The 15,081-nt window shown below is 60.3% G+C and carries 13 protein-coding genes; 11 read left to right on the top strand and 2 right to left on the bottom strand.

Going from position 1 to position 15,081, the window contains the following annotated elements:
- Positions 1–158: 158 nt before the first annotated feature.
- Positions 159–1,058, bottom strand: coding sequence for an AEC family transporter (locus tag GRH90_RS04760; protein WP_162364758.1), 900 nt, complete (start codon positions 1,056–1,058; stop codon positions 159–161).
- 174 nt (positions 1,059–1,232) lie between these two features.
- Here GRH90_RS04760 and GRH90_RS04755 point away from each other — a divergent pair, with 174 nt between their 5' ends.
- The 9 genes from GRH90_RS04755 to GRH90_RS04715 all read left to right on the top strand — a co-directional run bounded on the left by GRH90_RS04755 (position 1,233) and on the right by GRH90_RS04715 (position 11,910).
- Positions 1,233–2,153, top strand: a complete 921-nt coding sequence (locus tag GRH90_RS04755) for a LysR family transcriptional regulator (RefSeq protein WP_162364757.1) — start codon at positions 1,233–1,235, stop codon at positions 2,151–2,153.
- Positions 2,154–2,274: 121 nt separating this feature from the next.
- A complete protein-coding gene (locus GRH90_RS04750; RefSeq protein WP_162364756.1) occupies positions 2,275–3,198 on the top strand; it encodes an N-carbamoyl-D-amino-acid hydrolase in 924 nt (307 codons plus the stop codon).
- Positions 3,199–3,215: 17 nt separating this feature from the next.
- Complete coding sequence (locus tag GRH90_RS04745) at positions 3,216–4,070, top strand: D-amino-acid transaminase (RefSeq protein WP_162364755.1); 855 nt, start codon at positions 3,216–3,218, stop codon at positions 4,068–4,070.
- Between the two features lie 114 nt (positions 4,071–4,184).
- Positions 4,185–5,783: an ABC transporter substrate-binding protein gene (locus GRH90_RS04740; protein WP_162364754.1), complete on the top strand. Its 1,599-nt coding sequence runs from the start codon at positions 4,185–4,187 to the stop codon at positions 5,781–5,783.
- Positions 5,784–5,815: 32 nt separating this feature from the next.
- Entirely contained in the window at positions 5,816–6,757 is a 942-nt protein-coding gene (locus tag GRH90_RS04735) for an ABC transporter permease (RefSeq protein WP_162364753.1), read from the top strand.
- A gap of 10 nt (positions 6,758–6,767) precedes the next feature.
- Positions 6,768–7,643, top strand: coding sequence for an ABC transporter permease (locus tag GRH90_RS04730; RefSeq protein ID WP_162364752.1), 876 nt, complete (start codon positions 6,768–6,770; stop codon positions 7,641–7,643).
- Positions 7,640–9,283: an ABC transporter ATP-binding protein gene (locus GRH90_RS04725; protein WP_162364751.1), complete on the top strand. Its 1,644-nt coding sequence runs from the start codon at positions 7,640–7,642 to the stop codon at positions 9,281–9,283. Before GRH90_RS04730 ends, GRH90_RS04725 begins: the two co-directional genes overlap by 4 nt.
- Position 9,284: 1 nt before the next feature.
- Positions 9,285–10,727, top strand: coding sequence for an N-acyl-D-amino-acid deacylase family protein (locus tag GRH90_RS04720; RefSeq protein ID WP_162364750.1), 1,443 nt, complete (start codon positions 9,285–9,287; stop codon positions 10,725–10,727).
- A 283-nt stretch (positions 10,728–11,010) separates the two neighbouring features.
- A complete protein-coding gene (locus tag GRH90_RS04715) occupies positions 11,011–11,910 on the top strand; it encodes a LysR substrate-binding domain-containing protein (RefSeq protein WP_162364749.1) in 900 nt (299 codons plus the stop codon).
- 165 nt (positions 11,911–12,075) lie between these two features.
- On the opposite strand, the gene GRH90_RS04710 is transcribed toward GRH90_RS04715, so the two are convergent.
- Positions 12,076–12,348 (bottom strand): CBU_0592 family membrane protein, encoded by a 273-nt coding sequence (locus GRH90_RS04710; protein ID WP_162364748.1) that lies wholly within the window; start codon positions 12,346–12,348, stop codon positions 12,076–12,078.
- A 198-nt stretch (positions 12,349–12,546) separates the two neighbouring features.
- Here GRH90_RS04710 and GRH90_RS04705 point away from each other — a divergent pair, with 198 nt between their 5' ends.
- Together GRH90_RS04705 and GRH90_RS04700 are read left to right on the top strand one after the other, a co-directional pair.
- Positions 12,547–14,133, top strand: coding sequence for an ABC transporter substrate-binding protein (locus tag GRH90_RS04705; protein WP_162364747.1), 1,587 nt, complete (start codon positions 12,547–12,549; stop codon positions 14,131–14,133).
- Positions 14,133–15,080 carry an ABC transporter permease gene (locus GRH90_RS04700; protein ID WP_162364746.1) on the top strand — a complete coding sequence of 316 codons (948 nt, stop codon included), beginning with the start codon at positions 14,133–14,135 and terminating at the stop codon, positions 15,078–15,080. Before GRH90_RS04705 ends, GRH90_RS04700 begins: the two co-directional genes overlap by 1 nt.
- Position 15,081: the final 1 nt, after the last annotated feature.

Genomic DNA, 15,081 nt, shown 5'->3' with positions numbered 1-15,081 from the left:
TGATAGTCGGGTATGTGAAATAAATCACATCTCAATCCGGTCATGAGACGCGTTTTTATTTATATTAAGTTCGAGCCGATCAAAATCACGTCGCACCTCTGCGCCACGTTCAGTTCCGGGCGCTCCATGAACAGGTTATCCCGCATTCGCCCGGCGGATTACAGTAGGCTATCAACCCACATCCACAGCGGCAAGGTGACGGCCGATAACAGTGTTGAAAGACAAATGGCCGAGCTGGTTACCTGGGTGTCTTCCAGCGAGCGTGAAAACCCCAGCACATTGACGCCGGAGGGATTGGCGGCCATCAGTACCAGCACCCCACGTGGCATACCGCCGATATCCAGCAGCATGCACGTCAGCAAAACCAGCAGCGGCATGGCGACAAGCTTGGCGGCGGTAATGCCGAGGGCAGGCCCGCCGGGGCGCAGGCGAAAGCCCGCCAAGTTGGCGCCCAGCGTGATCAGCGCGCAGGGTAACGCCGCCTGGGCCAGCCAGGTCGTTAATTGCGTGGTCCAGACCGGCAGCGTCACATTAGACAGATTGACCGCCGTGCCCAGCAGCAGGCCGACAATCATCGGATTGGCGAGGCTGCTCACCAGCGGGCCGGGTTTGAACGGCTCGCTGCCGGCAAAACTGTCATACAGGCTTTGGAAGCTGAACAGCAGCAGGCTGTGCACGGCGAGTACGGTGAACAGCAGCACCAGCCCGTCGTTGCCGAACAGGCCCGAGACCATCGCCACGCCGATCAGGGCATTATTGGAAAAGGAGGCGGTCAGTCCAAAGGGCGTTGGGTGGCCGAGGCGGCGATGTGCGAGCAGGTTGACAAGGGTGAAAATCATCAGCGCCGGAACGAAATACGCCGCCAGGATTGTGGTGTTCAGGCCGTCGTGCAGCGGTGCGTTGACCATGCCGGTAAACAACACCATCGGCATGAACAATTTGAAGGCCAGGCCGCCCAGTGCCTTGATGGCGTGGGACTCGAGAACGCCACGGCGCGCCTGGACATACCCCAGGATGATCAACAGCGAGATGGGCAGTATGGTTTGTGGAACAGCCACGGTTAAGGCTCCTGTGACAATGGGCAAAGGGTATTTTTTACCGGCTAATCCCTTCGCTGTCAGCGCAATTTTCAGGCTCTTGGGCGTATTGGCATACTAATTGCTATCTTCCTATAACCTGATGTTATGCGTTGTCCTCGGCGCGAACGCTAAAATTCCACAGAGGTACGTTGAATGCAGCCGCTCAACTTGCGTCAGATCGAAGTCTTTCGCGCCGTCATGATCACCGGCTCCATCAATGGCGCCGCGCAACTGCTGTTTGTTTCCCAGCCGGCAGTCAGTCGCATGCTCTCGCACACCGAGGCACGCATCGGCTTCCAGCTGTTCGAGCGCGTCAAGGGACGGCTGTATCCCTCGCCGGAGGCGCGCAGCCTGTTCAACGACGTTGAATCGGTGTATCGCGATATCCTGCGGGTCAATACCACGTTGCACAATCTGGTCCAGCAGCGTCACGGCGTGCTGCGCGTCGCCAGCAGCCCCAGTCTGGGGCATCAACTGGTGCCGGACGCCATTGCTGCTTTCCGGCAGTGCAACGAGGATATTCGCATCAGCTTGGAATGCCTGCGGCATGTCCTGCTGCGCGACCGGCTGCTTGACCGGCAGGCGGATCTGGGTATTTCCCTATTCCCCATCGATCATCCCAACCTGCGCGCGGTGCCGCTGAGCTATATCCGGGTTATGGTGGTGTGCCCGCTGGATCATCCGCTGACCCGGATTCCGGCCGACGAGTTGCCCCAGGCGCTGGCGGATGCGGCGTTCATCGGCTATACCGCCGATACGCCGTTCAACAGCTTTATGAAAATGGCCTTCGAGCACGTGGGCCTGCCATACCGGCCCAGCATCGATGTCGACTCGCCCCACCACGCGTGCGCGCTGGTCAAAAACGGCAGCGGTTTTTCCGTGGTCGATGAAATTTCCTTCCGCGCCTCAGGCGCCGGGCGGATGGCGGTATTGCCCATCCTCAGCGAAGAACGCCTGACCATCAGCCTGGTGCACCTGCGGCGCGAGCCTTTGGCGCAGTTTGCCCAGGTGTTTGTCGAGCAGTTGCGCAACACGCTCGTCGGCAGCGGTTTTAACCTGTTCAATATGGATTAACCTCAGGTTAACCAAGGCCGACATATTGGCATACGACATCCTTACCTGAAGTTCCCACAATGACTCTAAGCAATGAAAAAGGTTTGCCGGCATCGGGCCGGCCTTGTGGGAGAAAAACGGCATGCGCGAAATTGTCATCGGCGGCGCCCAGTTGGGGGCTATCCAAAAAAGCGACTCTAGGGAAACTGTGGTCCGGCGCATGCTGGCGCTGTTGGAACAGGCCCGGCAGCAGGGATGCGAACTGGTGGTGTTCCCGGAGCTGGCCCTGACCACGTTTTTTCCCCGCTGGTATATGGAAGATCAGCGCGAGGTGGATACCTGGTTCGAACGGGAGATGCCCAATGAGGCGACCCGTCCGCTATTCGATTTTTCGCGCGAGCACGGCATTGCCATCACTTTCGGCTACGCCGAGCTGACCCCTGAAGGGCATCATTACAACACCTCCGTCTTAACCGACCGCCAGGGCAACATCATCGGCAAATATCGCAAGGTGCATCTGCCCGGACACGTCGAGTTCGATACCGGCCGTGACTTCCAGCACCTGGAGAAGCGCTACTTCGAACCCGGCGACCTGGGTTTCCCCACCTGGGAAAACCAGGATACCGTGATAGGCATGTGCATTTGCAACGACCGTCGCTGGCCGGAAACCTACCGTGTTATGGGATTGCAGGGTGTGGAACTGGTCACGCTGGGCTATAACACGCCGTCAATCAACTCGCAAAAACGCGGTGAAGGCGAACAGCAGCGGCTGTTCCATTCCGAACTGTGCATGCAGGCCGGCGCTTATCAAAACGCCACCTGGGTGGTCGGCGTGGCCAAGGCCGGGGTCGAGGACGGCTTCCCGCTGATGGGCGGCAGCGTAATCGTTGATCCCAATGGTTTTGTGGTCGCCAGGGCTAAAGGGCAGGACGATGAGCTTATCGTCCACCGCTGCGATATGGATTTGTGCAATTTCGGCAAGACCACCATCTTCGATTTCGCCCGCCACCGGCGTATCGAGCATTACGGCATTATTACCCGCCAAACCGGCGTCCGGCGCCCCTGAACAGGAGACAACAGTCCATGCGTACCGTTTATCTCAACGGGCAGTTTATTGCGGAGAATGATGCGAAGATTTCCATCTTCGATCGCGGCTTTATGTTCGCCGACGGTATTTACGAGGTGACCGCCGTACTGGGCGGCAAGCTGGTGGATGCCGAGCCGCACCTGGCCCGCCTGCGCCGCTCGCTGGCGGAGCTGGCCCTGGTCCTGCCGCTTGACGACGATGCGCTGCTGGCGGTCCACCGGCAGCTTATCGCGCGCAACGCGCTGTGCGAAGGCCTGGTGTATATGCAGGTCAGCCGTGGCGCCGCAGACCGCGACTTTTTGTACCCGCCCGCGGACACGCCGTTGACGGTGGCGCTCTTCACCCAGGACAAGGCGGTGCTCGATAGCCCGCTGGCAAAACGCGGCATGAATATCATCGGTCTGCCGGATATGCGCTGGGGGCGCAGCGATATCAAAACCACGCAGCTTCTTTACGCCTGCATGACCAAGGAGCAGGCAAAAGCCCGGGGCGCCGACGACGCCTGGCTGGTGAAAGACGGCTGGGTCACCGAGGGTACCTCCAATAATGCGTTTATCATCACCCGCGACGGCGCGGTGGTGACGCGCGAGCTTTCCCGCGCGCTGTTACCCGGCATCACGCGCGGCGCGCTGCTCGCCCTGGTGCAAGAACACGGCCTGCAACTCGATGAGCGCGCCTTCACCCTGGAGGAGGTAAAGAATGCCGCTGAAGCCTTCGTGACCTCCTCCACATCGTTTATTTATCCGGTGGTGACCCTGAACGGCCAGCCCATCGGCGACGGCACGCCGGGGCCGTTAACCCAGCGCTTGCGTCGGCTATATATCGACCATGCGCTGGCGGGGAGCGTCTGAGCGCCGGGAATGGCGTCGCCAGGCGCGCCAAAGCGCCCGGCCTGGTTTTATTACGTCGCGCCGTAGGGCAAGAGCGCCGACACCGAACGTTGCCATTTTTGAGGAGTATTGAGAATGAAAGTACGTCCGTCCCGTTCCCTGGTTACCCGTCTGTTGTTGCCTATCGGCCTGGTCGCCGCCATGCACGCGCCGTTCGCCATGGGCGCGGAAAAAACCCTGCATGCGGTGATGTCGTCGTCGTTGCGCGTGCTCGACCCCATCGCCACCACCGCGCAAATCACCCGCAACCACGGCTATATGATCTACGATACCCTGATTGGCATGGACGAGAACTTCGTGCCCAAGCCGCAAATGGCCGAGTGGACCGTCTCCCCCGACGGCATGACCTATAACTTTACCCTGCGCGACGGCCTGCTTTGGCACGACGGCAAACCGGTAACCGCCGCCGACTGCGTCGCGTCCCTCAAGCGCTGGGCGCGCTACGACGTCGGCGGCCAGCTGATGATGAAATACACCGCCGGCATCACCGCCACCAACGACAAAACCATCACCCTGACGCTGGCCAAACCCTTCGGTTACGTTTTGCAACTGCTGGCCAAGCCGTCGTCGGTCGCGGCGTTCATGATGCCGGAACGGGTGGCCGATACGCCCGACGGTAAAATGATCACCGACTACACCGGTTCCGGCCCTTATAAATTCGTCGCCGGCGAATTCGACCCCGGCAATCGGGTGGTCTACGAAAAATTCAGGGAATACGTGCCGCGCAAGGAACCGGCCAGCGGCACCGCCGGCGGCAAGGTGGTCAAGGTTGACCGTGTGGAATGGATCAATATGCCGGACCGCATGACCGCGATCAACGCGCTCTCCTCTGGCGATATCGATTTTATCGAACAGGTGCCCATTGACCTGCTGCCGATGATCCAGGCTGATGATCACCTCAAGTCCGGGGTGTTGAGCAAGCTGGGATTGATGACCGGCGGACGGATGAACTTCCTGTACCCGCCGTTCAACAACCCGGACATTCGCCGCGCGGCGATGCTGGCGATGAACCAGAAAGATGTGCTCGACGCGCTGGTCGGCAATCCGGATTACTTCAGGCAGTGCGCGTCGGTATTCGGTTGCGGCACGGTGCTGGACAGCCAGGCTGGCGGCGAGTCGCTGACCAGCGGCGGCAACCTGGAGGCAGCTAAAGCGCTGCTGAAGAAGGCGGGTTATGACGGTACGCCGGTGGTGATCATGCAGCCGACCGACGTCCCGAGCCAGGCCCCCCAGCCGGTAGTGGCGGCCCAGGCGTTGCGCAAGGCGGGATTTAACGTCGATCTGCAGCCCATGGACTGGCAGACCCTGGTGTCGCGCCGGGCCAACCAGAACCCGCCGGAGCAGGGCGGGTGGAACCTGTTCTTCACCTATTGGAACGCGGAAACCATCTGGAACCCGGTGGTCAACCCGATGCTCGACGGCGGCGGCCAAAAGGGCGCCTGGTTTGGCTGGCCGACCGATCCCAAGATGAACGAACTGCGGGTGGATTTCGCCACCGCTACCGATCCGGCCCGGCAGAAGGTCATCGCCGTCGAGATCCAAAAACGCGCCATGGACCAGGTCAGCTACATCCCGCTGGGCCAGTACTACGACGTGGCCGCCTGGAACAGCCATATCAGTCACCTGATGACCGGCCCGTCCACGGTGTTCTGGAACGTCGAGAAAAGCGACTGATTGCTGGGTGATTATCATCTTGGGAGGTGTCGATGCTGGGTTACTTTTTACGACGCGTGCTGGCGGCCATTCCGGTGATGCTGGTGGTGGCGCTGTTCGTCTTCCTGCTGCTGCGGCTGTCGCCGGGCGATCCCGCGGCGATTATTGCCGGCGACATGGCGACCCCGCAGCAATTGGCGGCCATTCGTGAAAGCCTGGGACTGAACCAGCCGCTGTACCAGCAGTTTTTTGTGTGGATCTGGCAATTGCTGCAGGGGGATTTCAGCACCTCCCTGATGGCCCACACGCCGGTGCTGGGCATGATTGGCCAGCGCTTGGAGCCGACCTTGAGCCTGGCGCTGGTGGCCATTGCCTTCACCATCCTCATCTCGGTGCCGCTGGGCGTGCTGGCAGCCTGGAAGCACGGCGGCTGGATCGACAACCTGGTGATGTCGACCTCGGTATTGGGTTTCTCGGTGCCGGTGTTCGTTATCGGCTACGTGCTGATAACGGTGTTCGCCCTTGAGCTGAAGTGGCTGCCGGTACAGGGCTTTCGCAGCATCACCGATGGGGTCTGGCCATTTGCCCAGCGCATTGTATTGCCGGCCCTGACCTTGTCGTCGGTGTATGTGGCCCTGGTGGCCAGGATGACGCGGGCCAGCATGCTTGAAGTATTGGGTGAGGATTACATCCGCACCGCCCGGGCCAAGGGCCTGGCCGAGAGACATGTGCTGTTCCGGCATGCGCTGCGCAACGCCATGATCCCGATCCTGACAGTGATCGGCACCGGTTTCGCGCTGATGATTTCCGGGGTGGTGGTGACCGAAAGCGTGTTTAACATCCCGGGCCTGGGGCGCTTGATCGTGGACGCCGTGCTGGCCCGGGACTACCCGGTGATCCAGGGCATGATCCTGCTGACCAGTGGGGTGTATGTCGTCATAAACCTGCTGATCGATCTGTCGTACGCGATAAGCGACCCGCGCATTCGTTACTGAGGGCCCGGCCATGGGTAAACCTGTTTCTCTGGACTTGCCGGCGCCACGGCGTCGGCTGATAAGACTGCCGCGCATGCCGCTGACGTCGGTCGTTGCGTTGGTCTGCCTGACGCTGATCGCGGCCATGGCGGTCTTCGCGCCCTGGATTGCCAATCATGATCCGGTGGCCCTGTCTCCGGCGTTGCGCCTGAAGCCTGCCAGCGCCGAATTCTGGCTTGGCACCGACGCTTATGGCCGCGATCTGTTTTCGCGTATTGTCTATGGGGCGCGCATCTCGCTGGTGGTGGGCTTGGGGGTGACCGTGCTGAGCGTGCTGATCGGTTTGCCGCTGGGGTTGCTGGCTGGGTATTTCCGCCGCCTGGATGCGCTGCTGATGCGGGTGATGGACGGCCTGATGGCGATCCCCGGCATTCTGCTGGCCATTGCTATTGTTTCGTTAAGCAGCGCCGGCATCTGGACCGTGATGATCGCGATCATGGTGCCGGAGATACCGCAGGTGGTGCGTCTGGTGCGCTCGCGGGTGTTGTCGACCCGCGAGGAGCCGTACGTGGAGGCCGCGGTGCTGATGGGCACCCCAACCTTCAAGATTCTTACCCGCCACCTGATGCCCAACACTTTGGCGCCGCTGATCGTGCAGGGCACCTATATCTGCGCGTCGGCGATCCTGACCGAATCGATCCTGTCGTTTCTCGGCGCCGGCATCGGCACTGAAACGCCGACCTGGGGCAATATCATTGCCGAAGGCCGCGTGTACTTCCAGCTTAAGCCGTCGCTGGTGCTGTGGGCCGGCCTGGCCTTGTCGCTGTGTATTTTGTCGATCAACCTGTTGGGCGACGCGGTAAGCGATGCCCTCGACCCACGCATGAAAAAAAGGGGCGCCCCATGAACGAACGGCAGAGCGACACCCTGCGCGTGGAGCGCTTGTGTGTGAATACCGCGCATGGCGCGCCGATCCTGCGTGACATTTCGTTCGCGATCCGTGCCGGGGAGACGGTATGCCTGGTGGGTGAAAGTGGCTCGGGCAAGTCGGTAACATCGCTGGCCACCCTCGGCCTGCTGCCCAAGGACGCGCTCAATGTGGTAAGCGGGCGAATTTTGCTGGACGGCGAGGATGTGTTGCGGGTCGGTAACGGTCGGCTCAAGGCGTTGCGCGGCAGCCGCATGGCGATGATTTTCCAGGAGCCCATGACTGCCCTGAACCCGGTGCTAACGGTGGGACGGCAGATCGACGAAGTGTTGCGGACTCATACCGATCTGAGCGTGTTGCAACGCCGCGCGCAGGTTATTGACGCCCTGGCGCAGGTGCATCTGCCGGACATCGAGCGCATCCATGACGCCTATCCGCATCAACTCAGCGGCGGCCAGCGTCAGCGCATCATGATCGCGATGGCGCTGGTGCTCGAGCCGCGTCTGCTGATCGCCGATGAGCCGACTACCGCGCTGGATGTGACGACCCAACAACAGATCCTCAAACTGATCCGCGAGCTGCAGCAAAAGCACGGTACCGCTGTGCTGTTTATCACCCACGATATGGGGGTGGTGGTGGACATTGCCGACCGCGTCTGCGTAATGCGCCAGGGACATCTCGTTGAATCCGGCACCGTGCGGCAGGTGCTGTCGCAACCGCGCGAGGACTATACCAAAGCTTTGCTGGCAGCGGTGCCGGGCCTGACGCCGAGGCCCGCGCGTCCCCAGGCGTTAAGGGCGCAGATGGTGCTCGACGTCATTGAACTGGGCAAAACCTACCCGGCCGCCGGCGGCGCGCTGCGCTGGTTCCGCCAGCAGCGCGAAGGCACGCGCGCGCTGCACGACGTGTCCTTCAGCCTCAGGCGTGGACGGACCTTGGGCATCGTCGGAGAAAGCGGTTCCGGCAAGTCGACGATGGCGCGATGCGTGATGCGCCTGCTGGCGCCTACCCAGGGCGCGGTGCGCGTCACCGGCAAGGATATTTCCGAACTCTCGGCGGCCGGGCTCAAACCGCACCGCAAACGTATTCAGATGATTTTCCAGGACCCCAATCGTTCGCTTAATCCGCGCATGAACATTGGTAAGAGCCTGGTGGAAGGTCCCATGAACCACGGCGTGCCGTTCGCCCAGGCCTGGGCCCGCGGCCAGGAGCTGCTGGAACTGGTTGGCCTGCCCGCCGATGCTATTTACCGTTACCCGCACCAGTTTTCCGGCGGGCAGCGACAACGTATCGCCATCGCCCGCGCCCTGGCGATGGAGCCGGACGTGATCGTCGCTGACGAGGCGGTGTCGGCGCTCGACGTCTCGGTCCAGGCGCAGGTACTGCAACTGCTCGGTGACATTCAGCTGAGCATGGGGGTCGCCATTTTATTTATCACTCACGATCTGCGGGTGGCGGCGCAGCTTTGCGATGACGTGCTGGTGATGCGGCACGGCCAGGTTGTCGAGTACGGACCGGCGGCCGAGGTGTTGGTCCGCCCGCAGCAGGCTTACACGCAACAATTGATGGACGCGGTCCCCGGCAAAGGCTGGGATTTCGCCGCGGGCGGGAGGAGCTGATATGGCGTTTGATTTACTGTTTCGCGAAGTCGCCGTGGTCGACGGCACCGGCGCCGATCCTTATGCCGCCGACGTTGGTACCCGCGGAGACCGGATCGTCGCTATTGGCGATCTTGCCGGCCGGGATGCGCGGCGGGTCATCGACGGCGCCGGACGTTGCCTGATGCCGGGTTTTATTGACGTACACACCCACGACGACACCCATGTTATCCATCACCCAGACATGCTCGCCAAAATTTCCCAGGGCGTGACCACAGTGATCGTCGGCAATTGCGGCATCAGCGCCTCGCCGGTTATATTGCAGGGCGCGCCGCCGGATCCCATGAACCTGCTGGGCGCGCGGAACGCCTTTGTCTATCCTGCCTTCAAGGATTATGCGCGGGCGGTTGAGCACGCGTGCCCGAGCGTCAACGTGGCGGCATTGATCGGCCATACCGCGTTGCGGGCCAACGTCATGGTGCAATTCGATCGTCCGGCGACGGAGCGCGAGCTGGAGCACATGTGCGCGGCGCTCGAAGGCGCCCTCGACGACGGCGCCATCGGCCTCAGTTCCGGGTTGGCCTACACTAACGCCAAACAGGCGCCGGTGGCGGAAATGCAGCGCCTGGTGGACATTGTTGGCGCTTACGGCGCACTGTACACCACGCATATGCGTAACGAACATGACGGTTTGCTGGACTCGCTGCAAGAGTCGTTCAGCACCGCCCGTAATGCCGGAGCGGACCTGGTGATATCACACCTCAAGTGCGCCGGCGCGGGCAACTGGGGCCGCGCGCCGCTGGCCCTGGCCGCGCTGGAAAAAGCCGCCGCCGGCCAGCCGTGCAACTGCGATTGTTATCCGTATGCGGCCAGTTCCACCACGCTTGACGCCTGGCGCGTCGACGGACAGATGGAAATCTATATCACCTGGTCGGAGCCGCACCCTGAGATGGCCAGGCAGCGGCTTAAGGAGATTGCCGCTCAATGGGGCATCGATCAATGGCAAGCCACCGAGCGCCTGCGCCCGGCCGGGGCGATCTACAATATGATGAGTGAAGACGACGTGCGCAACATCCTGGCGCATCCGCTGTCGATGATCGGTTCCGACGGCTTGCCTAACGATCCGAATCCCCATCCGCGGCTTTGGGGCACCTTTCCCAGGGTGCTGGCCTACTACTGCCGCGACCTGCGACTGTTAGATATGGCCGAGGCGGTGCGCAAGATGACCGGCCTGCCGGCAGCGCGCTTTCGCCTGCAAGACCGCGGCGTGGTGCGTGAGGGCGCGTTTGCCGATTTAACCCTGGTGGACATGGAGCGGATCCAGGACGTCGCCACCTACGGCGACCCATGCCGGCAAGCGCCCGGGATCGATCTGGTGGTGGTCAACGGCGCGGTGGGTTACGAGGACGGACAGGTACAAGAACGGCGGGGGCGGTTGTTGAAACGTCTGCCGGATAATGTGTAGCGGCATAAAGATACTTACGCCTCCCTACTATCGGCCCGCGTCTGGCAGCGCTGGCATATCCTGGTATGCCAGCGGCCTATTAAGCTTAACGTTGCCATAATTTCTTGCTGGCGATATCCGCACCGGCGCTAAATACGTAAAGGCAACGGTATGCAACGAATGGTAAGCTGATGAGGGGATAAGGATTTTACCTGACTTTTCCAGGATTATAAAACAGATGTATCTGGTGGTAATCTCATCATCATGGCATTGTACTCCGTTCTATTTTTGAGGCCTCTCTCCGATGCAAATTGAACCCTTGCCGCCGCTCAATACCTTGGTGGCGTTTGAATGCGTGGCGCGCTATTGCAATTTTTCCCGCGCGGCGGAAGAGTTGAGCCTGACGCAAAGCGCCATCAGCCGGCAGATTATTCAACTCGAGCAAATGCTGGGATGCAAACTGTTCCTGCGGTCGCAGCGGCAGGTGCAGCTTACGCCGCGCGGCGAAGTGTATGCCACCCAGGTGCGCAGGCACCTGGCGGATATTGCCCAGTCGACGGCGGAAGTGATGGGATGGAGCGGTTTGCCTCAGGTGACCATCGCCTGCACCGCCGCCATGGGATCGTTATGGCTGAGTTCGCGGCTGTCAACGCTGCGCCATGAAATGCCTGAACTGCAGATCCGCATCAAGACGTCCGACAGCTTTGCCGATCTCAAGCCGTCCGAATTCGATCTGGCGATTTTTTACCTGCGCGAGCTGCCGCCGGGGTACCAGGGCATCGCGCTGTTTGACGAGATTTGCTATCCGATGTGTTCGCCATCCTGCCTGGCGCGGATCGGTATGCTGACCGACGCCGCGGATCTGCTCAATCATACCCTGCTGGTGCAAGACGATCCGCAGCGTGAATGGACCGGCTGGCGGGACTGGTTTGCGTCCCAGGGAATAACCACCTTTTTTCCGCCCCGTACCTGGCGCGCCAATAACTATCCGTTCCTGGTGCAGGCGGCGGTGAAGGGCGACGGTATCTTGCTGGGGTGGGAGGGGCTGGTACAGGAACAGCTTAATCGCGGCGAGCTGGTGGCGGCTCATGCGGGCAAGCTGGCGGCCAATGGCAAATGTTTTTTACTGACGCCGCAGGACCGGTTTACCCGGCCGGTTATTCGCCGGGTGACCCAGTGGCTGCAATCCAGCGCTCTGCCTTAAAGCGGGGTTTAATTATGTGACCTCTATCCAGCCAATAAGCGTATTTCAGGTTGCCCGGCCTGATATCCGGCAGGATAAACCATAAGCAGCCATATTAAAATATTATTATCTGTGATGATAAAATAAGAAAAACCGATGACAATAACATAAGCGGTTAATTTAATTTCACGCGGCCGGCGGAATCTTATTTCTCAGATTCAAACGCCGCTTTCTGGAAGCATGCATGCCAATCAGCGTGAAAATTAGCCACATGGACTGTGAAATAAACGCCGCTAAATTAAAATCATGACTGAGTGAATAGAGTCCGCACGCTCCGCCTACGATGTTGAGTGCAGCATAAATATTTGATTCAATGAGTAATTTACGCATCTGCACCAGCGCATAGGCCAGCAGGTAGCCAAATACGCCTATTAAGCCGACCACAGTATGCAGTTCCACGCTGTTATTTCCCTTCCTATTCTTGAGTGTGAATAAAATATCGTGTTTGTGGGTGTTATGCCGCACGTTTATCGCATAGTCTCATGATAAATATTCATACAAGCACACCAATTTCTTTTGATATAAATCAGACTCATCCAACCAGCGGTAAGCGTGTGAGTTTTTAACACCGGGTCAAACCTTATGGAGCAAAAATAAATGAAAGATGACCATTCCCCTTTGACGCAATTACTCCGGGATGCCCGACTGAACCGTCGTGGTTTTATCACCGCTGCCTCCGCATTGGGTATTGCCACGGCGGTATCATTCTCTCCGTTTGCCGCCCTTGCCGCGCCGGCGCCAAAAAAAGGCGGCACCCTCAAGCTTGGCATGTCCGGCGGAAACACCAGCGATACACTAGATCCGACATTGTTCAGCGACTGGGTGCCGTTGAACCAGGCCTATATGCTGATGAACGGCCTAATTGAAATCGATGAGCAGAATAAGGCCACGCCGGAGCTGCTTGAAAGCTGGGAAGCCAAACCCGGCGCGACCGAATGGCGGTTTAAGGTGCGCCAGGGGGTCACCTTCCATAACGGCAAAACCCTGGGTGCCGATGATATAATCTATTCCATCAACCTGCACCGGGGCGAAAAATCGCGCAGCGCCATCCGCACCCAGCTTGCCAGCATCACCGCACTGGACAAAACCGCCGACGGCGGCGTCAGCATCACCCTCGACCACGGCAATGCCGACCTGCCTTACCTGCTGGCGGACTATCACCTGGTGGTGGTGCCCAATGGGTTCACCGACTGGTCGCGGCCGATTGGCACCGGTGGTTTTGTCTTTGACCATTATGAACCGGGGGTGCGGTCGCTGTTCAAGCGCAATCCTAACTACTGGAAGCCGGATCGCGCCTGGGTGGATGCCGTCGAGGTGCTGGTGATCAATGATCCCACCGCCCGCACCAATGCGCTGATCTCCGGGCAGGTCCATGCGATTAACCGGGTCGATTTCAAAACGGTTGATTTTCTTAAGCGCAGTCCGGCGGTCAAGATTATCCGCTCTTCCGGCGGGCAGCATTTCACTTTCCTGATGGACTGCAGGGTGGCGCCGTTCAACAGTAACGATGTGCGCCTGGCGATAAAACACGGTATCGATCGTGAGAAAATCCTCGCTACCGTCCTGCGCGGCTACGGCTCGGTGGGCAACGACCACCCGATCCCGAAAACCGACCGTTTCTTCAACCATGAACTGCCCCAGCGCGCTTACGATCCCGACAAGGCGAAGTTCTATCTGAAGCAGGCCGGGCTGGACAGCCTTAATCTGGAGCTGTCTTCCTCCGATGCCGCTTTTGCCGGGGCGCTGGATGCGGCCGCGCTGTTCCAGGGACAGGCCGGAAAAGCCGGGTTGCAGGTCAGTATCAAACGCCAGCCGGCGGACAGCTATTGGGACGATGTCTGGATGAAAGCGCCGTTCTCCATGGGATATTGGGGCGGCCGCCCGACCGCCGACCAGATGTTTTCCACCGCCTACCAGTCCACCGCCAAATGGAACGATTCCCACTGGCAGGACGACAAATTCGACGCCCTGCTGCTGCAGGCCCGTTCACTGCTGGATGAAGGGCGGCGGGCGCAGATCTATGGCGAGCTGCAAAGCATCGTGCGCGACAACGGCGGGGCGATGATCCCGCTGTTCGGCGACTACCTGGACGCCACCAGCAATAAGGTCGGCGGCGCGCGATCCCATCCGATGTTCAACTTTATGGGAGGCCGTCTGGCTGAACGGGTCTGGCTGGAGTCATGATGAAAAAACATATCCTGCAACGGCTGTTGCTGGGGGTGCTGACGTTGTGGCTGGTATCGATGCTGATCTTCATCGGCACGGAAATGCTGCCCGGCGATGTCGCCAGCGCCATTCTGGGCCAGAACGGCACGCCGGAAACCGTTGCCGCCCTGCGCGAGCAACTGGGGCTGGGGCAACCGGCGCTGCAGCGCTATCTGCAATGGCTGATCGGCATTTTGCACGGCAATCTCGGCACGTCGCTGGCCAACGGCCGGCCGATAGCCGCGGAACTGCTGCCGCGCCTGGGCAATACCCTGTTTTTGGCGACCTACGCGGCGCTGATCGCCATCCCGCTGGCGGTGCTGCTGGGCATCGCTTCGGCCATCTGGCGCGGTTCGCTGTTCGACCGGCTGGCCAATACTCTGACGCTGCTCAGTATTTCGGTACCGGAATTTTTTGTCGGTTATCTGCTGGTGATGTTCCTGGCCGTTCGCCAGGCCTGGTTTCCCAGCCTGGCGATGGTCAACCCGGACGCCGGCCTGGCCGATCGGCTGTATAACTGCACGCTGCCGATGTTCACGCTGGTGCTGGTGGTGCTGGCGCATATGCTGCGCATGACCCGCGCTTCGGTAGGGGCGGTGATGTCCAGCAGCTATATCGAAACCGCGGTGCTGAAGGGCATCCCTAAATGGCGCATCGTGATGGGCCATGCGCTGCCCAATGCGCTGGCGCCGATTATCAACGTCATTGCCTTCAACCTCGCCTACCTGGTGGTGGGGGTGATCCTGGTCGAGGTGGTGTTTGTCTATCCCGGCATCGGACAACTGATGGTGGACGCGGTGACCAAACGCGACCTGCCGGTGGTGCAGGCCTGTGGAATGCTGTTCGGCGGCACCTATATCCTGTTGAACACCCTAGCCGATCTGCTGGCGATGTGGTGCAACCCCCGACTCAGGCATGCGAGGTAAG

Origin of the sequence: Acerihabitans arboris (genome assembly GCF_010131535.1) — a bacterium.
Taxonomy (GTDB): Bacteria; Pseudomonadota; Gammaproteobacteria; order Enterobacterales; family Enterobacteriaceae; genus Acerihabitans; species Acerihabitans arboris.
This window is presented reverse-complemented; position numbering and strand designations above follow the sequence as displayed.